This is a genomic window from Rhizobium metallidurans, assembly GCF_014196505.1.
Classification (GTDB): Bacteria; Pseudomonadota; Alphaproteobacteria; order Rhizobiales; family Rhizobiaceae; genus Rhizobium; species Rhizobium metallidurans.
This window is the reverse complement of the sequence record NZ_JACIDW010000017.1, coordinates 1-22341: the sequence shown is the minus strand read 5'-3', so window position 1 is coordinate 22341 and position 22341 is coordinate 1. Positions and strand designations below refer to the sequence as shown.

Here is a 22341-nt window from a genome sequence, read left to right as displayed (position 1 = left end):
GCGATCGGATGGTATATCTCGATCATCTGAAGGGATCATCGCCATGAACAAGCGCGTCACGATCGAAATGCCGGACGAGATGATGAAGCTCGTCGAGGAATATGCGGCCGAAGCGGGTGCTGCGCCGGACGCCTATGTGCGCGACGTGATCGGACAGCACCTGGAGGATTTGCACGACATCGCGCTCGCCGAGGCGGCAATGGAGCGCCTCCGCAAGGGAGAAGACCAGGTCATCAGCTCCGAGGAGTTCTGGCGTGGCATGGACGATTGAGTATACGATCTCGGCCCAGAAATACACCAAGAAGCTCGATCCGGTCATTCGCAGGCGTATCCGGCAATTCTTGGACGAGCGGCTGGTCACCCACGAAAATCCGCGCGACCTCGGCAAGGCCTTGAAGGGCCATGCGCTTGGCAGCTATTGGCGCTATGAGGTCGGCGACTACCGCATCATCTGCGATATTCAGGACCAGAAGCTAGTCGTGCTCGTGGTCGAAATCGGCCATCGCCGGGACATTTATCGCTGAAAGCAACATAGTGATCGCAGAAGCCCTCCTCTACGCCGCCACCCTTCCCTTCACCAGCAAGCCGCACCGCAAATATATCCGCTACTCCGTCAATCTGTGGTCCCGCGCCAATCGTTGCAGCCGGCAGTGGGCGGAGCACGAGGAGAATACGCGGCGGGCGATCCTTGTGGCCATGGCGGGTTGCAAGCAGCGGCGGACGGCCGTGGTGCTGGGCTCCGGCCTGCTGCGCGACGTGCCGATCCGGGAGCTGGCGGCCAACTTCGATACTGTCGTTCTGATCGATCTCGTGCATGTCGCGACGGTCAGGATGAAGATGCGCCGCAAGGCTTATCGCAATGTCCGGCTGATCGAGCGCGATCTCTCGGGCTATGACGCGCTCGCGGCCGGCGAACAGCCGGAGCCGCTGGGCTTCCTGCGCAACGTGCCCTATCTCGACCTCGTCGTTTCGGCCAATCTGCTCTCGCAGGTCGGGCGCGGCGTTCAGCGGCGGTTCGAGGCGGAGCGCGAGCGGATGCCTGACGATACGGTGGAGCAGCTGATCGCGGCGCATATCTCCGGGCTGTCGCGCATGCCGTTCAAGAGCTGCCTCGTCACCGACATCTCCTATGCCGTGATCGACCGCAATGGGCAGACCCGTGAGGAGAGCGATCTGATGCACGGGGTCGCGATGCCGGAGGCGCGGGCGGCATGGGCCTGGCCGGTGGTGCCGATCGGCGAGGAAAGTCCGGATTACGAGGTCGTGCATCAGGTGATTGCGGCCTGCTGAATTGCAGGATATCGTGATGCAATCAAAGATTTATTGTATCACTTTTATTTTGCGATATCGTATCGATGAAGATCGTTTGGGATGAGCCGAAACGTGTCCGCAATGCTGCGAAGCATGGGCTGGACTTTCGCGACCTGGATGAGGATTTCTTCGCGGCGGCGTTGATCCTCGACGCCAGGAGCCCGAGGCTGAAGGCCGTGGGCATCCTGATCGAGGATGTGATCGCCGTCGTTTTCGCTGTTCTCGGGAGCGAGGGCATTTCGGTCATCTCGATGCGCCGGGCAAGCCGCCAGGAAAGGAGGCTCTATGAACAATTCCAGTCGAAAGATCCTCGACCTCACTGACGAGGAGGAGGCCGCGATCCAACGTGGTATCGCCGACGATCCCGACAATCCCGAGTGGACCGAAGAGGACTTCAAGAAGGCGCGCCCCTTTGCCGAGGTCTTTCCCGAGTTTGCCGAGAGCATCAGGCGTTCACGCGGCCGGCCGGCGATGGAGAGCCCGAAGCGGCAGATATCGCTCAGGCTCGATCCCGACGTGATCGACGCCTTTAAGGCGACCGGCAAGGGCTGGCAGGGGCGGATCAACGATGCGCTGCGCAAGGCCGCCAAGCTCGATTAGCGCAACGCGACGTCTTGGCATTGGTGGCGCGATTGCCTATGTTTTGCCGATGCGCCTGCTGTCTATCGCGATGATGATGCTTGCCTGGCTGGCCTACGGAACGATGTTCGCGTGGGCCGGATGCCCCATGTGCGCGTCGATGAACCAGCCTGCCGCTGCCGATATGAGCACGGGCATGTCGCATCAAGCTATGGCCGATATGGAGATGGGGAACAGCATCAAGGCCTCGGCGTTGGCGAAGAGCCCTTGCGAGGGCGGCGGCATGACGCACATGCCGCTCTGTTCCGCCTGTCTGGTCGTGCCCGTCGACGTGATCGTTCACGACGATGGCAAGCAGGCGTTCTCCTATCCCTCGCCGGCGATCGCGCTTGCTCTTCCCGGCGCAAGGCCGGCGCCACTGGCTCCCCCTCCCCGTCCGATCCGACAATCAAGACCCTGAGAAACGCGGCGCTATCAGCCGCATCGGATTTTCATTGTTAGACAGAGGAAGGATATCCCATGTCTTTTAAACTACTCGTTCTCACGACCGGGCTCGTCGCCGGCCTTTCGCTCACCGCTCTTCCCGCAGGCGCGGAAGACAAGACCATGGATATGAGCATGCCGATGGGCGACGACGGCCCGTCCAGCCGCGCCTTTTCAGAGGCCAACAACAAAATGCACAAGGGCATGATGATCGAATACAGCGGCAATGCCGATGTCGACTTCGTGCGCGGCATGATCGCCCACCACCAGGGAGCGATCGACATGGCCAAAGTGGAACTGCAATACGGCAAGGATGCCGACATGCGCAAGCTGGCCGAGGGCGTCATCAAGGCGCAGGAAGCCGAGATCACCGAGATGCAGGCATGGCTGAAGGCGAACGCCAAGTAAGGCCGCCTCATCGATGACAAGCCGGACGCCCGGTCTCCCCGGCGTCCGGCGCTTCAATCCGCGCTTAGCCCTTCGGCTCGAAAGGCTGCGGGCGGCGACCGGCGCCCTGGCGGGTCAGCATCCAGCCGGGATATTCGGGCGCCAGTTCGCTCACCTCGTCCAGCCTCTTCAGATCGTCGGCGTCGAGCTTCAGCGCGACGGCTGCGAGGTTCTGGTCGAGTTGCTCGATGCGTTTGGCGCCGATGATGACCGATGTCACGAAGGGCTTGGCAAGCACATAGGCAAGCGCCACGGTGGCGACGCTGACGCCATGCTTTTCGGCGATCTCGCGCATGACGGCGACGCAGGCCCAGGCGCGGTCCTTGTCGACGGGCGGAAAGTCGAAGGCAGCGCGGCGGCCTTCACCGTTCCCAGGCGCGCCGGGGCCATACTTGCCCGAAAGCAGCCCGCCGGCCAGCGGCGACCAGACCATCAGCCCGACCTTCTCCTCGTTCATCATCGGCACGATATCGCGCTCGAGGTCGCGGCCGGCGATGGAATAATAGGCCTGCACGGTTTCGAAGCGGGCAAAGCCGCGATGTTCCGATATGCCGAGCGCCTTGGCGATACGCCAGGCCTGCCAGTTGGAAACGCCGACATAGCGGACAAGACCGCGCGAGACGAGATCGTCCATCGCGCGCAGCGTCTCGTCGATCGGGGTGACGCTGTCGGTGCCGTGGATCTGGTAGAGATCGATGTGATCGGTCTGCAGGCGCTCGAGGCTTTTTTCGACCGAATCCATGATGTGACCGCGAGAGGCGCCGCGATCGTTCGGCTTGTCGCCCATCGCGCCGTAGACCTTGGTGGCGATGACGACATCCTTGCGGGCCACGCCGAGGTTCTTCAGCGACTGGCCGAGCAGCTTCTCGGAATCACCGAAAGAGTAGACGTCGGCGGTATCGATGAAATTGACGCCTGAAGCCAGCGACCGACCGACGATCGCATCGGCCGCCTTCTGGTCCACATCGGCGATGGCGCCCCAGGGGCTTTTGTCGTCGGCGGCGCCGAAGGTCATGGTGCCCAGGCAGATTTCAGAGACGAACAGGCCGGTATTTCCGAGCTGGTTGTAACGCATGTTGAAACGTTTCCTTGTGAGGACCGCGGCAGCGCCGGCGGACGAATTATCCCGGTTCTATGATTTTTGGGCGGCACGGGGCTGGCATGGCCGCGGCCGCGGCAGGCGTGAACTCATCAGACATAAGTTTCGCGCGCCCGGTTTCAACGGCTCATGCGATACGCACCGGTTGCAACGATTTAGGACGCCCGCAACTCATTGGCACACAGTCATGATTGCACTACACAATTACCGCTCTTAGTGATTGTATTTACAGCACTTTCCGCACGGATTCATAAAATTCTAATTGATATCCACCTAAACAAACCTCGCAGATGCGGGGGCAATCATGACATCCTTGGTTCAGCTTGTGAGTTCACTGCTGCGCAACAAGCGCGGCAATGTGGCGATGATAGTCGCGCTGCTTTTCGTGCCGTTGACACTGGCTGGCGGCGCCGGGGTCGACCTGGCGCGCTATGAAGCGGTGCGCGTCGAGATGCAGGATGGGCTTGATCGCGGCGTGCTGGCGGCGGCGTCGCTGTCGCAGAAGCAAAAGACCGCCGACGTCCTGAAAAGCTACATGAACAATCTCGCCTACGGCGCGGACGTGGTCATCAACTTCTCCGAGGCGACCGCGATGAACTCGCGCAAGATCTCGGCCAACGCCTCCTACACGATCAACACCGCCTTCATGCATCTGGCAGGCGTCAAGACGTTGACGATCAGGACGGCGTCGAGCGCCGAGGAGGCCAAGCAGAATATCGAGCTGTCGCTGATGCTCGACATGTCCGGTTCGATGGTCGGCAGCAAGATCAAGAACCTGAAGGTCGCCTCGCAGCAGTTCATCGACCAGATCCTGACCGACGATACCAAGGATTACACGACGATCAGCGTCGTGCCCTATGCGGGCCACGTCAACGTGGGGGCCGCGGTGTTCGACAAGCTCGGCGGCACGCGCCTGACCGGCCAGGCGCAGCCGACCAAGGACCCGACCTACAAGGGATCATGCTTCGAGCTCGACAATACGGGCTACGGCAGCGATGCGATCCCGAGCTTCAAGGCCCGTTCGAACCTGCCGATCTTCACGAACTGGAACTACAACACGACGGACAAGGAAAAAAAGTGGTGGTGGTGCCCCGGCGAGGAGGACGCGATCACCTATTTCTCCAACGACGCGACCGTTCTCAAGGCCCGGCTGAACGCGCTGCAACTCTATGACGGCACCGGCACGCAGAATGCGATGCAGTGGGGCTATATGCTGCTCAATCCCGCCTCATCGAGCATCGTCCAGGCGGCGATCGCCAGCGGCCAGATGTCCTCGAAGTTCTCAAACCGTCCCTCCAGCTTCAGCGACGCCGATACCATGAAGGTGCTGGTCCTGATGACCGACGGCGTGATCACCGCGCAATTCCGTCCGAAGGACTACACGCGCTCGCCGGATCTCAGCCCGAGCAACAACACGATGTCCGGCGACACGGCGTCCTATCTCAGCAAGATCTGCACGACCGCGAAGGCCAAGGGCATCACCATCTTCACCATCGGCTTCGAGCTCGGCAGCGACCAGACCGCCATCAACAGCATGAAGAACTGCGCGACGAGTTCGGCGCATTTCTACCAGGCCTCCGGCGCCGGCATCGGCGACGCGTTCAAGTCGATCTCGACATCGATCCGCAAACTGAGACTGACGCAGTGATGAGAACGGGCTTCTCCATTGGACGCTACGGCTTTCTCGGCGACCGCAACGGGGCGGCGGCGATCGAATTCGCCATCCTGGCACCGATCGTATTCGCCGTGATCTTCTCGATCTTCGAGGCGGGCTTCATCATGACGCAGTCGATCATGCTCGACCGCGCCGTCAGCCGCAGTTCACGCGCGCTGCAGATCAACGGCGCCAAGATGAGCTATGCCGATTTCAAGGCGTCGGTCTGCAAGGAGGCGGTGATCCTCAGCGATTGCGTCAAGTCGATCCGCATCGAGTTCACGCCGGTGACCAAGGCCGCCGATTTTCCGACGACGGGCACGCCCTGCGTCGACCGGTCCGTCGCCATCGATCCCGTCACCAGCTACAATTCCGGCCAGCCGTCGCAGATCATCTTCACCCGCGCCTGCTATGTGGTCGATCCGCTGGTGCCGGGGCTCGGCTTCGGCCTGAGTTTTCCCAAGGACAACACGGGCGCCATCCAGCTGACCTCCAGCTTTGCCTTCGTCAACGAGCCGACCTGATGTTCAAGCACGCCTTTTCCCGCCTGATCCGCGAGCGCACCGGTGCGTCGGCAATCGAATTCGCCCTTCTCGCGCCGATCCTGCTGTTTTTCTTTCTGGCCAGCATCACGGTCTTCGACTTGTACCGGACCTACCAGAACATCGTGCAGGCCAATGGCATCGTCGCCGACGTGATTTCGCGGCAGACCTCGATCGACAATGCTTTCGTGTCCAATCTCTACAGCGTCTTCACGCATCTGCAGCAGAACAGCACCGCGCCGATCGCGCTTCGTATCTCCAGCATCAAGAAGACCGCCGGGGCCTACAAGCTGGACTGGACGAAGGAGAGCGGCACGGCCGGCCTGTTGAAGGCACAGGTCCTCAACGCCTCGTCGCTGCCGGAGCTGACCGACGGCGATTCGGTGATCTATGTCGAGGGTGCGGCGAGCTATACCGCGATGACGAACATCCTCGGCTTCGGCACAATGACATTCGCCGAGACGGCGTTTTCGCGCCCGCGCTTCATCGGCGCCATCGTCTATCAGTGACGCCATCCCTTGCGGCGTGGGCGCGAGGCTCCTAATTGTTTCCGCATGAACAAGAGGGTGCGCCCATGACGACCCGCATGCTGACCACGATCGGCTTCGATGCCGACGATACGCTGTGGCAGAACGAGCAATTCTACCGGCTGACGGAAACGCATTTCACCGACCTGCTCTCTGATTACGCCGAGGGCAAGGTGGTCTCGGAGCGGCTGCTTGCCGCGGAAAAGCGCAATCTCCAGCATTACGGTTTCGGCATCAAAGGCTTCACGCTGTCGATGATCGAGACCGCGATCGAGATCACCGAAGGCAACGTGCCTGCTTCCGTCATCGCGCAGATCCTCGATACCGGCCGGGATCTCCTGTCACACCCGGTCGAGACGCTGCCCGAAGTGCGCGAGACGCTGGCGGCGCTTGCCGACCATTACCTGCTGGTGCTCATCACCAAGGGCGACCTGTTCGACCAGGAGCGCAAGCTGGCGCAATCCGGGCTCGGGGATTTCTTCCATGCCGTCGAGATCGTCTCCGACAAGACGGCCGTCACCTATCGCCGGATCTTCTCCAAGATCGGCGGCGGGCCGGAACGGGCGATGATGGTGGGCAACTCGCTGAAATCGGACATCGTGCCGGCGATCGCGGCCGGCAGCTACGGCGTGTTCGTGCCGCATGAGCTGACCTGGGTGCTCGAACATGTCGAGGAGCCGACGGAGGCGCCGCGCTTTCGCAAGATCGAACGTCTCGGCGAATTGCGCGGCGTGATCGACAGCCTCGGCTAGAGCCTTATTTGCGCAACGGGAAAAGCGGGGCCGGCTCGCTGTCTTTGGCGGGGGCTGGCGCGGGCGTTGCTGGCGCCGTGGGGGCAGGCGCGGTCGAGGCCGCCTGCGGTTCCACCAGAATGCTGTAGGGCGCGCCGAGGCCACGCCTTGGCGAGGCCTTCGAATAATAGGGGCGGATCAGCCAGGTGGCGTCCTGCTTGGCCGTCGTCTCAAAGGTCTGTCCGTTCTCGTCGGTTCCGAAGATCGCCTCGTCATCGGGTGCCGCCAGATCGAAAATCGCCAGGAAAGCGAACTGGCTCTTCGTCGTGAAATCGATCTTCACGCGCTGGCCGGCCTTGATCGGCAAGGTGTAGACCTTGCCGTTGCCGAATTTCGTCCAGCCCTTGAGCTCCATCGTCACCGCCGGAAACTGCAGCTTTTCCAGCCTTTCGCCGCGCTGCAGGTCCGGTGTCTGCGCCATCGCGGCGGGAGCGATCACCGCCACGGCGATCGTCGTTGCCATCAGTTTCTTCATGGACGTATCAATGCCTCGCGCATCGCCTCTACTTCTAAGCGGCAGTAGCAGCCCTCCAGATGATCGTTGACGAGACCCATTGCCTGCATGAATGCGTAAATTGTGGTCGGGCCGACAAAGGTCCAGCCGCGCTTCTTCAAATTCTTGGAAATCGCGACCGAGGTCGGCGTCGTCGGATTGGCCATGATGGTGGCGCGGTCGACCACCTTGGGGCGTTCGTTGTGACCGGGCTCGTAGCTCCAGAAATAGTGCGCCAGCGAGCCGAACTCGTCGCGCAACTCTATCGCGCGCCTGGCATTGTTGATCGTGGAGACGATCTTGCCGCGGTGGCGGATGATGCCGGCATCGGCCACGCAGCGCTCGATGTCCTCGTCGGTGAACAGCGCCACCTTCTCGAAATCGAAACCGGCGAAGGCGGCGCGGAAGTTCTCGCGCTTGCGCAGGATGGTCAGCCAGGAGAGGCCGGACTGAAAGCCTTCGAGGCAGATCTTCTCGAACAGGCGGATATCGTCGGTGACCGGCCTGCCCCATTCCTGGTCGTGATAGCGCAGATAATCCGGCAGGTTGCCGTGCCAATGACACCGGCTCCTGCCGTCCTCACCGATCGTTATGCCTGTGTCGCTCATCACGTCCCATTCGTTTCAGTGCCCCGCGAATCCGGCTTTACCATTTGCAAACCCTGTTTCCAAACCGAACGATAACCCTGATGAAAAGTTTATGGTCCGGTTCGGCTTTTAATGAATGCGAATTTACCATTCGCTGGCGGGCACGGTGGCAGCATGATCGGCAGGTGGCGGATGCCGCCCGTCCATTTTCGGCCATTGTAGAGAGTTCGTCCGATGATGAAATCCGTTTTGCTCGCCGCAGCGCTGCTCGGCGTCCTTTCCACGGCCGCCCTTGGCGACGACCGTTACGTTTCCCGTCCGCCTGTGGTGCTGAGCCCCGATCTCGCCGCACCGTGGATCATGCAGCTCAACGGCGGCAATGTTCGCCCCGTCGTCTACCAGCGTCCGGTCGCCTACCAGCGTCCCGTCGTCGTGCAGCAGCCGCGCGGGCTGTTTGCACCGCGCGCCGTGCGCCGTGCGCCCGCCGCGCAGCCGGCGTCGGCCGCCACCTCCGGTATTCCGGTGATCCGCAGCCAGCTACAGCCGCAGTTCCTGCCGCAGATCGTCGACTACCAGACGAAGGAGGCGCCCGGCAACATCGTCATCGATACCAACAACCGCTTCCTCTATCTGGTCATGGCGGATGGCAAGGCGCGACGCTACGGCGTCGGCGTCGGCAAGCCGGGCTTCGAGTGGGCGGGCGTGCAGAAGGTCAGCCGCAAGGCCGAGTGGCCGAACTGGACGCCGCCATCCGACATGATCTCGCGCGAGGCGCAGAAGGGACGCTACCTGCCGGCGCGCATGGACGGCGGACCGGAAAATCCGCTCGGCGCACGCGCCATGTATCTCGGCTCCACGCTCTATCGTATCCATGGCACCAACGCCCCGTGGACGATCGGGGTCGCCGTCTCCTCGGGCTGCATTCGCCTGCGCAACGAAGACATCGTCGATCTCTACGAGCGCGTTAAAGTCGGCGCCCGGGTCGTCGTGATGTGAGTGAGCGGGGGTGGGCGGGGAGCCTCCTTCCCGCCTACCCCGGCATCTTCAGGGGTTCCAAGCTTGAAATCCCGGTCGATTCCATTAGCCTTGGCGGCGATCGTGCCTTGGAGGGGAATCGATATGAAGACAATATCTCTGCTCGCGGCGGCCGTGGCCGTCGCGTTGTCGGGCATGGTGGCCGTTGCCAGCGCCGAGCCCGTGATGACGGCAACCGATGCCGTGCGTGGCGTCAAGCAAAGCCAGCAGATCAAGCCGCAATACAAGAAGCGCGTGGTTCGCCTCATCACCGACGAAGCGCCCGGCACCGTGATCGTCGATACCGTCAACAAATATCTCTATCTCGTCGAAGGCCGCAACCGGGCCACGCGCTACGGCATCGGCGTCGGCCGCGAAGGCTTCGGCTGGTCGGGCGTGGTGAAGGTCGGGCGCAAGGCGGAATGGCCGACCTGGACGCCGCCGGCGGAAATGCGCGCCCGCGAGGCCCGCGCCGGAAACAAACTGCCCGCCGTGCAGCCGGGTGGTCCCGACAATCCGCTCGGCGCGCGCGCGATGTATCTCTACCAGGGCGGCCGCGACACGATTTTCCGTATCCACGGCACCAACCAGCCCTGGACGATCGGCCTCAACCTGTCGTCGGGTTGCATCCGCATGGTCAACAAGGATGTCGAGCAGCTTTACGAGCGGGTTCCCGTCGGCACCAAGGTGATCGTCGTCGGTCCCGGCAACAAGCAGGGCAACGTCGCCTTCGACGACCGCGGCGTCGACGTGCTCAGAACGCTGTTCGGCGGCTGAAAACGCGCGCAGTGCTCGCGATGATCAGGACAGGTGGCCAGCCGGCCGCCTGTTTCCCTCGTGGTCGAGGAAATGCTATTTCGCGCCGCAGCTGACCTTGCCGTTAAACGCGATCGGCTTTTCGCCGCCATAGACCGCGATGTCGTAGACGCCCTGAAACGCCGTTGCGCCATTCGGCTGCTCGGCGGAGACGGTGAGATTGACGCTCTGTCCGCCCGCCGCCTTTCCGCCATCGTAGAGCACTTCCAGCCGCAGCTCGCCATTGTGCGACCAGCGATTGCTCAGGCTATCGGAATCGAGCGTGACGCGGCCAAGCGGCTGCGGCGCGGTTTCGTTCTTGAGGATGAATGCGCCCCTGAAATGATTGAGCTCATGACCCGGCTCGTCCTTGAACCCGCTCTCGATCGTGAAGCGGACATTCTTGTCGTCGGCGGAACAGAAGAAACGGCTGTTGGCCTGTGCGACCTCGGTGGCGCCGAGAAGAGCGGCGAACGCCAGGATGAAACGATGCATGCTTGAGCTCCAGATGCCGCCGGACGATCCGGCCGCCCGAGGCTAGCCCGAAACCCTTAAATTTTTCTGGCTGCTAAATTTGCTTGCCGTGAACTTTGCCGGCCACGCGTTTTGGCCACCAGCTTTTCCGGCATGTCACCGCCATAGGCCCAGTCGAGCAGCTCGACGGTGTGCAGGATGGGAACCGCGGTGCCTGACGCGATCTGGGTGATGCAGCCGATATTTCCGGTGGCGATGATATCGGGCTTCGTCGCTTCGATATTCTTCACCTTGCGGGCCTTGAGCGCATCGGAAATATCCGGCTGCATGATGTTGTAGGTGCCGGCCGAGCCGCAGCAGAGGTGGCCTTCGGCCGGATCGCGCACCGTGAAGCCCGCAGCCTTCAAGAGCTGCTTCGGCGCCAATGTGATCTTCTGGCCGTGCTGCATCGAACAGGCGGAATGATAGGCGACCGTCAGCCCCCTCGGCATGTGCGAGGGAAGGTCGAGCGTCGCCAGGTATTCGGTGACGTCTCGTGCAAGCGCCGAGATGCGGGCGGCTTTTTCGGCATACAGAGGATCGAGCCGCAGCATGTGGCCGTAATCCTTGATCGTCGTGCCGCAGCCGGACGCGGTGATGATGATGGCGTCGAGCCCGCCATCCTCGATCTCGCGGGTCCAGACATCGACATTGGCGCGGGCGCTCGCCAGCGCCTGTTCCTCGCGGCCCATGTGATGGACCAGCGAGCCGCAGCAGACCTCTCCCCTAGGCACCACGACCTCGACGCCGAGACGGGTGAGAAGCCGGGTGGTCGCTGCGTTGATGGCGGGGTCGAGCACCTGTTGCGCACAGCCGGTGAGGATCGCCACGCGTCCTCGCTTCTCGCCTTGCTCCGCCCTGTGTGTTGCCGGCGTCGCCAGATGCGAGGGTGTGGGCAAACTGCGCGGGGCAAGCGCCAGCATGGCGGCGAAGGGTTTCAGCGCCTGATGGCGACGAAACAGGCCTTCGAACGGCCTGCCGACGCGGGCAAGCCGAAGCGCCAGGCGGAAGCGGCCAGGATAGGGCAGAACGGCGGCGAGGACGGCGCGCGTCAGCCGGTTCATGACGGGGCGCTTGTAGGTCTTTTCGATATGGGCGCGGGCGTGATCGACAAGGTGCATGTAATCGACGCCGGAGGGACAGGTCGTCACGCAGGCAAGGCAGGACAGGCAGCGATCGATATGGGTGACCACCTCTGTGTCGGCCGGCCGGTCGTTTTCCAGCATGTCCTTGATGAGATAGATGCGGCCGCGCGGGCTGTCGAGCTCGTTGCCAAGCGTGACGTAAGTGGGACAGGTGGCGGTGCAGAAGCCGCAGTGGACGCATTTGCGCAAAATCTGCTCGGAGGCCGCGACATGGGGATCGGCAAGCTGGGCGGGGGTGAAGTTGGTTTGCATGTCAGGCTAACGGCCCCCTGTTGTCGTGCGCGTCGCGGGGCGATGAAGACCCCTCAGATAAAACACCCCTCCCCAACCCCTCCCCACAAGGGGGAGGGGCTAAACTGGGGGATTTGCCCTGCTTCATTCTCTCGCTAGCGGGCGTTGAGAGGTCGCGATCTCTGGCGAGGACGTCGCGCCCATCAAGCCCCTCCCCCTTGTGGGGAGGGGTTGGGGAGGGGTTTTGCCCGAGCGCGCCTACCCACCACACCATCACCATCCCCCCATCTTCCCCGGACTGAAAATGCCCACAGGATCGAACTTCTCCTTCACCCGCGCCGACAGCAGCGCCACGGCATCGACCTGCGGCTCGAAGGCCGAGGTCATCGCGCGCATCGCGGCGGGCGCGCGCATCAGCGTGGCGTGGCCGCCGCCGAGTATGTGCATGAAACGGCGCAGCAGACCGGCTTCGGCGTCGGCTTCCATGCGCATCCAGACGAGGCCACCCTGCCAGTCGTAGAAGGCGTCGACGCCGGTCTCCAGCCTCAGCGCCGCGACCAGCTGGTGGCCGACCGAAGGCGCCACGGAGACGCGCCAGACGGGGCGCGGGCCGCCATCGGCGTAGGGTTTCACGTCGCGGACCTCGCGCCAGAGGATGGCGCTGTCGTCCTCACCGAGCCGCGCGACCGGGCCGAAGGCGGCCATGGCGGCAGCGAGCTTTTCGGCTCTCGTCGTAACGGAGGCCGGCAGGCCCTCGATGCGCAGCACGGTCGCCTCGCCCTCGGGCAGCCGGTTGCCGAGGAAGCTCCAGGCGACGGTCATGGGCAGGTGGGCGGCGCCCGAGACCTCGACCGGCAATGCCATCGCCGTGGCCATGGCGTTGGCGGCCTCGGCGTCGTTGAGGCCCGAGATCACGATCGTCGCTTCCGACTTGGGCTTGGGCGGCACACGGAAGGTGACCTCGGTGATGAGGCCGAGCGTGCCGTGCGAACCGGCCATCAGCTTGACGAGGTCGAGGCCGGTGACGTTCTTCATCACCCGCCCGCCGGCCTTGATCGCCTCGCCGCGCCCATTGACGAAGCGGACGCCGAGCAGGCTGTCGCGGGCGGCACCCGATATCAGGCGGCGCGGGCCGGAGACGTTGGCCGCGAAGACGCCGCCGATGGTCGGCTCGCCCGATGTGCCCATGAGCGGGCGGTGATCCATCGGCTCGAAGGCCATGGTCTGGCCGCTGTCGGCCAATGCCGCCTCGATCTCGGCAAGCGGCGTGCCGGCGCGGGCGGTCAGCACCATCTCGCCGGGATTGTAGGCGACGATGCCTGACAGCGCGGTCGAGCGCAGGCGGTGTTCGGCTGTCACAGCATTGCCGAAGCCGGAGCGGGTGTTGCCGCCTGCGATGCTCAGCGGCGTGCCGGCCCGCGCATGGGCGCGGATGATCTCGGCGGCTTCCTCTTCCGTGGTGGGGCATAGGTCAATTATGCCGGGATCGATCATTGGGGCTGGCGCCCTTCGAGCGGGAAGACCTTGGATGGATTGAGCAGCCAGCCGGGATCGAAGGCGGCGCGGACGGCCATCTGCTGAAAGAGATCGGCATCGGAATATTGATGACGCATCAGGTCGCGCTTCTCGATGCCGACGCCATGTTCGCCGGTGAGGCAGCCGCCGGCATCGACGCAGAGCTTCAATATCTCCATACCGGCCGCCTCGGCACGGGCGGCGTCCTCGGGATCGTTGGCGTTGAAAAGGATGAGCGGGTGCATGTTGCCGTCACCGGCGTGGAAGACATTGGCGACGCGCAGGCCATGGCGCTCGATGATTTCGGAGGTCTTCTTCAGCACGTAGGAGAGCTGGCTGAGCGGCACGGTGCCATCCATGCAGATATAATCGGCAATGCGGCCGGTGGCGCCGAAGGCGGATTTCCGGCCTTTCCAGATGAGCGCTGCTTCCGTGGCCGACTGGCATTCGCGCACGGTGCTGACACCGTGGCGGCGGGCGATGTCGACGATATCCTTGAGCATGCCGTCCATCTCGGCTTCCGAACCCTCGACCTCGACGATCAGCAAAGCGCCGACATCAAGGGGATAACCGGCCTTGGCGAAGGCTTCGCAGATCTCGATGGCCGGCTTGTCCATGAATTCGATGGCGACGGGGATGATGCCGGACGCGATGATATCGGCGACGCAGGAACCTGCCTCCTCCGAGGTCGGGAAGCCGAAGAGCACCGGGCGGGCGCCCTCCGGCTTGGCGATCAGCCGCACCGTTGCCTCCGTCACGATGCCGAGCTGGCCCTCGTGACCGCAGACGAGGCCGAGAAGATCGTAGCCGCCGGCATCCAGCCCCTTGCCGCCGAGATCGATGACCGTGCCATCGACCAGCACCATTTTCACGCCGAGCAGGTTGTTGGTGGTGACGCCGTATTTCAGGCAGTGGGCGCCGCCGGAATTCATGCCGATATTGCCGCCGATGGTGCAGGCGAGCTGCGAGCTCGGATCGGGCGCGTAGAAGAAGCCATCGGCGGAGACGGCTTCGGAGATGTTGAGATTGGTGACGCCGGCCTCGACCACCGCGGCGCGATTGAAAAGGTCGATCTCGATGATGCGGTTCATCTTCGAGACGCAGACGACAACAGCGTCCTCCTGCGGGATGGCGCCGCCCGAGAGCGAGGTTCCGGCGCCGCGCGGGACGACGGGGATGCCATAGCGATGGCAATATTTCATCACCGCCGCGACTTCGGCCGTGCTGCGCGGCAGCGCGACGGCAAGCGGCATGCGCCGGTAGGAGACGAAGGCGTCGGTCTCGAAGGGCATGAGTTCGCGCGGCTCGGAGACCAGGCATTCCGGCGGCAGGAGATCGGCCAGATCGGCAACGATCTGCCGGCGGCGCGCCATGACATCGGCGCGCGGGGCGAGAAACGAAATGGCGTCGGACATGCCTTTCCTCCCTTCGCCATCCAGGGCGAAACCGGCCGTATCCTCCATACTGCCAAGGCTTCGGGCTTAACACTTTCCCCAATTCGGCGCAAATGCTAAGCACTTATGACAAAATAAGAAATTATCGGGGCGACATGACCAATCTTGGAGATCTCGAAATCTTCGCCAAGGTGGCGGCGACGGGCAGCATGTCGCTTGCCGGGCGGGCGCTCGGCTTCTCGCCGGCGGTGGTGTCCAAGCGTATCAAGCGGCTGGAAGACCGGCTGGGAACGCGGCTCTTGCAGCGCACGACGCGGCAGATCTCGCTCACCGAAGCCGGCCAGGGTTTCTACGATCGGGTGCTCGGCATCCTGGCCGGGCTCGAGGAGGCGGAGTTTTACATTTCCGGACGCTCGGCGCAGATGCACGGGACGCTGAAGGTCTCAGCACCGACCTCGTTCGGGCGCATGCATATCGCGCCGCATCTGAAACGCTTCATGGACGCCCACCCCGATCTTGCCATCAACCTCGTGCTCGCCGACGAATTCAGCGACATCGTCGGCGGCGGGTTCGATCTGGCCATCCGCATCGCGGAGCTCACCGATTCCAGCCTCGTCGCCCGCCGACTGGCGCCGGTGCGCCGGGTGCTTTGCGCCTCGCCCGACTATCTCAAGGCCAATGGCACGCCCGAGAGCATCGACGATCTCAAGCGCCACCGCTGCCTGCCGGCGCACAATAACGATGTCTGGCGGCTCGAAGGGCCTGATGGCGCGCTGTCGATCCGGCCGGAGGGGATGCTTGTCACCAATTCCAGCGAGGTGATCCGCGAGGCCGTCATCGCTGGCCTCGGCATCGCGCTGCGATCGACCTGGGATATCGGCGCGGAGCTCAAATCCGGGCAGCTCATACAGGTGCTGCCGGCCCATGAGGGATCGCGCAACGTGGCGCTGTCGGCCGTCTACCCGAGCCGCCAGTTCCTGCCGGCCAAGGTGCGGCTGTTCATCGATTATCTCGCCGAGCTTTATGGGCCGGTGCCCTATTGGGAGCGGTGACGAGAACACGCCGACTCATTGCGCCATACACGCTGCCGGAACAGGCCTTCGGCAACCGAATCCTCCCATAAGGACGTTAGCCGGGCAATGTTTTCTGTGGAGAACCGACGCAGAATTGCCAATGTTTGGGCCTATCGGCATGCGTCGTTACGTCTTCGTTGATTATGACGAAAGTCAATATCATATTAAGTGGCACTCGACGTGACGGAAATAGAGCATTCAATGGCGGTTTCTTGAAACCGAAACCAAAACGAAAGGCTCTATTGATAGATTTAAAGCCTGAACCGAAAGCAAACCACGCACATGGATCGCGCAAGCTTTCCATGAGACACTAATATTCGCACATGCGCACATAACCGATAAAGGTGACCCGACCATTGAGCCTTCTTACCCGCTTCGCCTCCGATGTTCAGCTGATGTTCCGGCGCCCACCGCGCCAGCAATATGCTGCGCTCTGCTATCGGCTGAAGGGCAAGACCGGTGCGCTCGAGGTGCTGCTTCTGACCAGCCGCGATACGGGGCGCTGGGTGATCCCCAAGGGATGGCCGATGGAGGGCAAGACCTCCTATGAGGTCGCCGCCCAGGAGGCTTACGAAGAAGCCGGCGTGCGCGGGACGGTCGAGAGCCAGACGATCGGCTGCTATCACTATCCCAAGGTGCTGAAGAACGGGCTGAAGGTGACCTGCAAGGTTCAGGTCTACGTACTCGAAGTCTCGACGATCGCCAAGAGTTTCAAGGAAAAGGGCGAGCGGCGCTTCGAGTGGGTGTCCTGCGACGAGGCGGCCAAGCGCGTCAACGAACCCGAGCTGCGCGATCTCTTTCTGCTCTTCAAGCGCCGCATGGCCGCGCAACGCGAGCCAATGGCGCTGAAGCAGATTCCGGCTGAATGATTCCCGCCATCTTGCGCTGCTAGAATTAGCGGCGCAAAAGCGGGCCTCAATCACAGGGAACAGCATGGCCGACCGCCCCACCGTCCTCACCAAACGAACGCTCGACAAGGATCTCGACAAGCTCACGCAGGTCGAGGACGCCTCGAAATACGTCTCGCGCAAGCTCGTGGCGCCGGGGATCGGCTTCGTCTTTCTCGGCCTCGCCATGCTGTTCGCCGCGATCTACGTCTTCGACCGCCCCGGCGCCGGGCTGGTGATCGCGGGTGCGGCGCTCGCGGCCTACATGGCCATGAACATCGGCGCGAACGACGTGACGAACAATGTCGGCGCGGCGGTCGGCGCGCGGGCCATGACCATGGGCCAGGCGCTCGTCATCGCCGCGATCTTCGAGATCCTCGGCGCGACGATATCGGGCGGCGCGGTGGTCAAGACGATCTCATCGAGCATCGTCGACGCGTCGCAGATCCCGCCCGGCACGCTCTCCTGGATCATGATGGCGGCGCTGATGGCGGCGGCGCTCTGGATCAACCTCGCGACATGGCTGAACGCGCCGGTTTCGACCACCCACTCGATCGTCGGCGCGGTGATCGGCGCCGGCATTGGGGCGCTCGGGCCGGCACCGGTCAACTGGCACGTCATGCTTGAGATCACGTCCAGCTGGATGACCTCGCCGCTGATCGCCGGGGTGATCGCCGCCGGCATGCTGTACCTCGTAAAGACGCTGATCATCTACCAGGTGGACAAGATCACCGCGGCCAAGCGGTGGGTGCCCGTGCTGATCGCGATGATGGTCGGCAGCTTCGCCGCCTACATGATCCTGCAGCTTCAGCCCGCCGGAAGGTTTTCCGCGCTCACGATCATCCTGCTCGGCATCGCCGCCGGCCTGGTCGGCTGGCTGGTGTCGCGGCCGCTGGTGCGCATGCGGGCGCAGGGGCTGGAGAACCGCAACAGCTCGCTGCGGGTGCTGTTCCAGATGCCGCTTATCGGCGCGGCGGCGCTTCTGTCGTTTGCCCACGGCGCCAACGACGTGTCCAACGCGGTCGGCCCGCTCTCGGCCATCGTGCGCGTTGCTCTCGGCCAGCCGCTCGGCCAGGGCGCCGGCCCGCCGCTTTGGGTTATGCTGATCGGGGCGCTCGGCATCTCCATCGGCCTCCTGCTGTTCGGGCCGCGCCTGATCCGGCTCGTCGGCGAGCAGATCACCAAGCTCAACCCGATGCGCGCCTATTGCGTGGCCATGGCGACGGCGTTCACGGTCATCGTCGCCTCCTGGCTCGGCCTGCCGGTCAGTACCACGCATATCGCGGTGGGTGCCGTGTTCGGCGTCGGCTTCTTCCGCGAATGGTACACCCGCAACTCCAAGCGCCGGATCGAATACATGCGCCGCAAGGCCGAGGTCTGGATGCTGGAAGAGCCCGACGACCCCAATACCCACGAGGTTCGCCGGCGCCGGCTGGTGCGACGTTCGCATCTGATGACGATCATCGCCGCCTGGGTCATCACCGTTCCGGCATCCGCCGTGCTTGCGGCCATGCTCTATTGGGCTATGGTCGCGCTGTTTGTTTAGACAGGACTTTCGATGCGCGCCAATTTCAGAATGCAACGGCTGTTCGTCGCCGCTCCCCTCTCGCAAGGCGTGGCGGCGGAGGCGACGGCGGACCAGTACAATTACCTCGCCAACGTGCTGCGGATGGGCGACGGCGCGGAGATCCTTGTCTTCAACGGCCGCGACGGCGAATGGAAGGCGCGGCTTTCGCTGCCGACCCGCAAGCGCATCATGATCGTGCCCGAGGAGCAGACCCGACCGCAGCCGGAGCCTTCCGACCTGCACTATCTCTTCGCGCCGCTGAAGGTCGGGCGGCTGGACTATCTCGTGCAGAAGGCGGTCGAGATGGGCGCTGGCGTGTTGCGGCCCGTGATGACGCAGCATGTGCAGGGCAAGATCACCAATCTCGACAAGCTCCGGGCCAACGTCATCGAGGCCGCCGAGCAATGCGGCATTCTCGGCATTCCCGAGGTGGCCGAGCCGATGCGGCTTTCCGAGATGCTCGACGGGTGGTCGAGCGAGCGGCGGATCATCTATTGCGACGAGGGCGATGCCGGGCAAAACCCCCTGCCGATCCTGAACGCGGTGAAGGAACGGAAACTGGCGCTGCTGGTCGGGCCCGAGGGCGGGTTTTCAGAGGAGGAGCGCGCGCGGCTCAAGGGCCTCGATTTCGTGACCGCCATCCCGCTCGGACCGAGAATATTGCGCGCCGATACCGCCGCCGTCGCGGCGATGGCCGTGATCCAGGCGGCGCTTGGCGACTGGACCCGATAGGCGCGTTGGCAACAGGCCACGGATGTTGGTATTTTTTGATGGGTCGATGAAACAATTTCACTTGCAACATGCGGGCCAGCGGTCCTAATCACCCTTTCCTACTGTCCGGATACGTCCGGGCGCTTCCCGAATACAGGTTACTTGAATGGCTCGCGATACCACCGACCAGACCCCGCTCTCTTCGGTTCAGGAGCTGACCGACTATCTTGCGGCGGGAAACAAGCCGGAAGACAAGTTCCGCATCGGCACCGAACATGAGAAGTTCGCCTTCTTCCGCGCGGACAACAGCCCTGTCCCGTATTCGGGTGAGAACAGCATTTCGGCTCTCTTGAAGGGTCTCGGTCAGACGGACGGATGGGAGCCGATTCTCGACGGCGAGAACATCATCGGCCTCGCCGAACAATCGGGCATGGGCGCGATCTCGATCGAGCCGGGCGGGCAGTTCGAACTCTCGGGCGCGCCACTCGAAAACATCCACCAGACCTGCAAGGAATCCAACGCGCATCTGGCGACGCTGCGCCAGATCGCCGAGCCGATGGGCATCCGCTTCCTGGGGATCGGCGGCAGCCCGAAATGGACGCTGGCCGAGACGCCGGTCATGCCGAAATCGCGTTACGGCATCATGAGCCGCTACATGCCGAAGGTCGGCACGCAGGGCCTCGACATGATGTACCGGACCTGCACCATCCAGGTGAACCTCGACTTCTCGTCGGAAGCCGACATGCGCAAGAAGATGCGCGTATCGATGAAGCTGCAGTCGCTGGCAACCGCGCTGTTTGCCTCCTCCCCCTTTACCGAAGGCAAGCTCAACGGCCTGCAATCCTGGCGCGGAGATATCTGGCGCGACACCGACAACAACCGTTCGGGCCTGCTCGACTTCACCTTCCGCGACGATTTCGGTTTCCACGACTATGTGGAATGGGCGCTGGACGTGCCGATGTACTTCATCGTCCGCGACGGCCGCTACAAGGACTGCACCCACATCACCTTCCGGCAGTTCATGAACGGCGCGCTGAAGGGCGAGATTGCCGCCTGGGAGCCGACGATGGGCGACTGGACCAACCATCTCTCGACGCTGTTCCCCGATGTCAGGTTGAAGCGCTTCCTCGAAATGCGCGGTGCCGATGGCGGACCGTGGCGGCGGATCTGCGCGCTTCCGGCCTTCTGGGTCGGGCTACTCTACGAAGCATCCGCGCTCGAAGCGGCCGACCAGCTCACCAAGGACTGGAGCTTCGACGAGGTCAACGCATTGCGCAACGCGGTGCCGGCCGAGGGACTGAAGAGTGCGTTCCGTGGGCATGCGCTGTTCGACACGGCGCGCGAGGTGCTGGCCATTTCCAAGGCCGGGCTCAAGGCGCGCGGCAAACTCAATGGCGACGGCCAGGACGAGACGATCTTCCTGTCGCCGCTCGACGAGGTGATGGCCAAGAAGGCGACACTGGCCGAGGATCTGCTGGCGCTCTACAACGGCCGCTGGAACGGCTCGGTCGAGCCGGTGTTCGAAGAGTACCAATACTAGAGCTTGTAACAGGCTCCAGCGGAACAGGGATTTGGTGGCGGCTGATCTGGCCGCCGCTTCCCGATATGCCGCGATGCCGCTGACGACCGCCGCGCAATCGAGAACCTCTCTCTGATATTGAACGCCGGATCCTATCGCGCGATACGTGCCGCGCACGACTAGCGCGAGCTCAAGCACGTCCATCCACCTCATCACAACCGCTTGGATTCTCGTGCGAGACCCCTTCTCGCTGCGAACATAGCCGCTTGAACGCATATGGCGCGGCCCGGATCTATCCGTCCCCGCGCAAGCCGTGCCTTCGCCAGTCCAGCCCCAAAGAACAAGCTCTCCGGCTTCCAGGCATGGCTCGATTTACACCTGCGGAATTTTGTATGCAGCATTCAAAAGACTTGATGTGGGAATTTGGATGGCGTATGACGGTCGTGAGGATGGAGGAAAAACATGAATTCGAGCATCGGCCAGACGCGCCCCGTCATCGCCCTCGCCATGGGCGATCCCGCAGGCATCAGTCCCGAACTGACGGCCAAGCTCGTGGCGCTCGAGGAGATCGCCGCCGCCATTCAACTGGTCGTCATCGGTGATCGCCGCATCTTCGACAAGGGCGCCGCCGATGCCGGCCTGACGCTGCGGATCCCGACCGTCGATGCCGATCAGGTCGGTCGGCTGAGCACCGACGGTCATGTCTTCGTCGATCTCGCGCATCTCGACCCTTCGGAGGTCACGATCGGCGAGGCGACGCTTGCCGGCGGGCAATTCGCCACGACCAATTTCCGTCATGCGCTGGAGCTTGCCGGCGCCGGGCATGTCGAGGCCGTCTGCTTCACGCCCTTCAACAAGAAGGCGATGCGCTACGCCTATCCCGGCTATGACGACGAGATCCGCTTCGTCTGCGACGTGCTGTCGTTCAAGGGCAAGGTCCGCGAATTCAACGTGCTGGAAAAGGTCTGGAATGCGCGTGTCAGCTCGCATATCCCGCTGAAGGACGTGGCCGCCCATCTCTCGGTCGACGGCATCCTGTCCGAACTGGAACTGACGCTTTCTTGCCTGAAGGCATCGGGCATCGCATCGCCAAAGGTCGCGGTCGCCGGCCTCAATCCGCATGCGGGCGATGGCGGCAGCTTCGGCATGGAAGAGATCGACATCATCGAGCCGGCGGTCGCGGCCGCCAAGGCGCGCGGCCTCGATGTCGAAGGCCCGTTCCCCGCGGATACGGTGTTTCTGCGGGCGCTGAAGGAAGGCTTCAACGCGGTGCTGACGATGTACCACGACCAGGGCCAGATCGCCATGAAGCTGATGGGCTTCGACAAGGGCGTGACGATGATGGGCGGCCTGCCGTTCCCGCTCTGCACGCCTGCGCATGGCACGGCCTACGATATCGCCGGCAAGGGCATCGCCGATGTCGGCGCCAGCCGCGAAGCCATCCTGCTCGCCGCGCGCATGGCA

General features: G+C 63.2%; 26 protein-coding genes. 19 read left to right on the top strand and 7 right to left on the bottom strand.

What is annotated here, in order from left to right; all coding sequences use genetic code 11:
* Positions 1-43 precede the first annotated feature (43 nt).
* The 7 genes from relB to copM all read left to right on the top strand — a co-directional run bounded on the left by relB (position 44) and on the right by copM (position 2781).
* Positions 44-271, top strand: a complete 228-nt coding sequence (gene relB / locus GGQ67_RS19955) for a type II toxin-antitoxin system RelB family antitoxin (RefSeq protein WP_210279721.1) — start codon at positions 44-46, stop codon at positions 269-271.
* Positions 255-524 (top strand): type II toxin-antitoxin system mRNA interferase toxin, RelE/StbE family, encoded by a 270-nt coding sequence (locus GGQ67_RS19950; RefSeq protein ID WP_183901882.1) that lies wholly within the window; start codon positions 255-257, stop codon positions 522-524. The genes relB and GGQ67_RS19950 overlap by 17 nt, the downstream gene beginning before the upstream one ends.
* 10 nt (positions 525-534) lie before the next feature.
* Positions 535-1290, top strand: coding sequence for a hypothetical protein (locus GGQ67_RS19945; protein WP_183901881.1), 756 nt, complete (start codon positions 535-537; stop codon positions 1288-1290).
* A gap of 65 nt (positions 1291-1355) precedes the next feature.
* Complete coding sequence (locus GGQ67_RS19940; RefSeq protein WP_183901880.1) at positions 1356-1634, top strand: BrnT family toxin; 279 nt, start codon at positions 1356-1358, stop codon at positions 1632-1634.
* A complete protein-coding gene (locus GGQ67_RS19935) occupies positions 1597-1911 on the top strand; it encodes a BrnA antitoxin family protein (RefSeq protein WP_183901879.1) in 315 nt (104 codons plus the stop codon). The genes GGQ67_RS19940 and GGQ67_RS19935 overlap by 38 nt, the downstream gene beginning before the upstream one ends.
* Before the next feature lie 49 nt (positions 1912-1960).
* Positions 1961-2350: a hypothetical protein gene (locus tag GGQ67_RS19930; RefSeq protein WP_183901878.1), complete on the top strand. Its 390-nt coding sequence runs from the start codon at positions 1961-1963 to the stop codon at positions 2348-2350.
* Between the two features lie 59 nt (positions 2351-2409).
* On the top strand, positions 2410-2781 hold the full coding sequence (gene copM, locus GGQ67_RS19925) for a CopM family metallochaperone (protein WP_183901877.1): 372 nt from the start codon (positions 2410-2412) through the stop codon (positions 2779-2781).
* 64 nt (positions 2782-2845) lie between these two features.
* On the opposite strand, the gene GGQ67_RS19920 is transcribed toward copM, so the two are convergent.
* A complete protein-coding gene (locus tag GGQ67_RS19920) occupies positions 2846-3895 on the bottom strand; it encodes an aldo/keto reductase (protein WP_183901876.1) in 1050 nt (349 codons plus the stop codon).
* A gap of 328 nt (positions 3896-4223) precedes the next feature.
* Here GGQ67_RS19920 and GGQ67_RS19915 point away from each other — a divergent pair, with 328 nt between their 5' ends.
* The 4 genes from GGQ67_RS19915 to GGQ67_RS19900 all read left to right on the top strand — a co-directional run bounded on the left by GGQ67_RS19915 (position 4224) and on the right by GGQ67_RS19900 (position 7394).
* A complete protein-coding gene (locus GGQ67_RS19915; protein WP_183901875.1) occupies positions 4224-5567 on the top strand; it encodes a pilus assembly protein in 1344 nt (447 codons plus the stop codon).
* Entirely contained in the window at positions 5567-6097 is a 531-nt protein-coding gene (locus GGQ67_RS19910; protein ID WP_183901874.1) for a TadE/TadG family type IV pilus assembly protein, read from the top strand. The genes GGQ67_RS19915 and GGQ67_RS19910 overlap by 1 nt, the downstream gene beginning before the upstream one ends.
* Positions 6097-6624 carry a TadE/TadG family type IV pilus assembly protein gene (locus GGQ67_RS19905; protein WP_183901873.1) on the top strand — a complete coding sequence of 176 codons (528 nt, stop codon included), beginning with the start codon at positions 6097-6099 and terminating at the stop codon, positions 6622-6624. The genes GGQ67_RS19910 and GGQ67_RS19905 overlap by 1 nt, the downstream gene beginning before the upstream one ends.
* A 65-nt stretch (positions 6625-6689) precedes the next feature.
* Entirely contained in the window at positions 6690-7394 is a 705-nt protein-coding gene (locus GGQ67_RS19900; protein ID WP_183901872.1) for an HAD family hydrolase, read from the top strand.
* A 4-nt stretch (positions 7395-7398) separates the two neighbouring features.
* Here GGQ67_RS19900 and GGQ67_RS19895 read toward each other — a convergent pair whose 3' ends face one another.
* Together GGQ67_RS19895 and GGQ67_RS19890 are read right to left on the bottom strand one after the other, a co-directional pair.
* Positions 7399-7908, bottom strand: coding sequence for a hypothetical protein (locus GGQ67_RS19895; RefSeq protein ID WP_183901871.1), 510 nt, complete (start codon positions 7906-7908; stop codon positions 7399-7401).
* The gene (locus GGQ67_RS19890) at positions 7905-8534 is read right to left on the bottom strand and encodes a DNA-3-methyladenine glycosylase I (RefSeq protein ID WP_183901870.1); all 630 of its coding nucleotides are present in this window, start codon (positions 8532-8534) and stop codon (positions 7905-7907) included. Before GGQ67_RS19890 ends, GGQ67_RS19895 begins: the two co-directional genes overlap by 4 nt.
* A 213-nt stretch (positions 8535-8747) precedes the next feature.
* Between GGQ67_RS19890 and GGQ67_RS19885 the strand changes: the two genes are divergently transcribed.
* Both GGQ67_RS19885 and GGQ67_RS19880 read left to right on the top strand, forming a co-directional pair.
* Positions 8748-9509, top strand: a complete 762-nt coding sequence (locus GGQ67_RS19885; protein WP_183901869.1) for a L,D-transpeptidase — start codon at positions 8748-8750, stop codon at positions 9507-9509.
* A gap of 123 nt (positions 9510-9632) precedes the next feature.
* Positions 9633-10304 (top strand): L,D-transpeptidase, encoded by a 672-nt coding sequence (locus GGQ67_RS19880; RefSeq protein ID WP_183901868.1) that lies wholly within the window; start codon positions 9633-9635, stop codon positions 10302-10304.
* A gap of 75 nt (positions 10305-10379) precedes the next feature.
* On the opposite strand, the gene GGQ67_RS19875 is transcribed toward GGQ67_RS19880, so the two are convergent.
* The 4 genes from GGQ67_RS19875 to GGQ67_RS19860 form a co-directional block, all read right to left on the bottom strand.
* Positions 10380-10817 carry a hypothetical protein gene (locus GGQ67_RS19875; protein WP_183901867.1) on the bottom strand — a complete coding sequence of 146 codons (438 nt, stop codon included), beginning with the start codon at positions 10815-10817 and terminating at the stop codon, positions 10380-10382.
* A 56-nt stretch (positions 10818-10873) separates the two neighbouring features.
* Positions 10874-12232 (bottom strand): glycolate oxidase subunit GlcF, encoded by a 1359-nt coding sequence (gene glcF, locus GGQ67_RS19870; protein ID WP_183901866.1) that lies wholly within the window; start codon positions 12230-12232, stop codon positions 10874-10876.
* A gap of 252 nt (positions 12233-12484) precedes the next feature.
* Positions 12485-13690, bottom strand: coding sequence for an FAD-binding protein (locus tag GGQ67_RS19865; RefSeq protein WP_183901944.1), 1206 nt, complete (start codon positions 13688-13690; stop codon positions 12485-12487).
* A gap of 11 nt (positions 13691-13701) precedes the next feature.
* Positions 13702-15141, bottom strand: coding sequence for an FAD-binding oxidoreductase (locus GGQ67_RS19860; protein WP_183901865.1), 1440 nt, complete (start codon positions 15139-15141; stop codon positions 13702-13704).
* A gap of 134 nt (positions 15142-15275) precedes the next feature.
* On the opposite strand from GGQ67_RS19860, the gene GGQ67_RS19855 reads away from it, so the two are divergent.
* The 6 genes from GGQ67_RS19855 to GGQ67_RS19830 form a co-directional block, all read left to right on the top strand.
* Positions 15276-16172, top strand: a complete 897-nt coding sequence (locus tag GGQ67_RS19855) for a LysR family transcriptional regulator (RefSeq protein WP_183901864.1) — start codon at positions 15276-15278, stop codon at positions 16170-16172.
* Between the two features lie 377 nt (positions 16173-16549).
* Positions 16550-17062 carry an NUDIX hydrolase gene (locus GGQ67_RS19850; RefSeq protein WP_183901863.1) on the top strand — a complete coding sequence of 171 codons (513 nt, stop codon included), beginning with the start codon at positions 16550-16552 and terminating at the stop codon, positions 17060-17062.
* Positions 17063-17126: 64 nt separating this feature from the next.
* Positions 17127-18626 carry an inorganic phosphate transporter gene (locus GGQ67_RS19845; protein WP_183901862.1) on the top strand — a complete coding sequence of 500 codons (1500 nt, stop codon included), beginning with the start codon at positions 17127-17129 and terminating at the stop codon, positions 18624-18626.
* A 12-nt stretch (positions 18627-18638) separates the two neighbouring features.
* Positions 18639-19379, top strand: coding sequence for a 16S rRNA (uracil(1498)-N(3))-methyltransferase (locus GGQ67_RS19840; protein ID WP_183901861.1), 741 nt, complete (start codon positions 18639-18641; stop codon positions 19377-19379).
* 145 nt (positions 19380-19524) lie between these two features.
* The gene (locus tag GGQ67_RS19835) at positions 19525-20898 is read left to right on the top strand and encodes a glutamate--cysteine ligase (RefSeq protein WP_183901860.1); all 1374 of its coding nucleotides are present in this window, start codon (positions 19525-19527) and stop codon (positions 20896-20898) included.
* 441 nt (positions 20899-21339) lie between these two features.
* Positions 21340-22341 (top strand): 4-hydroxythreonine-4-phosphate dehydrogenase PdxA (locus GGQ67_RS19830; RefSeq protein ID WP_183901859.1); only part of this gene is annotated, 1002 nt, incomplete at its 3' end.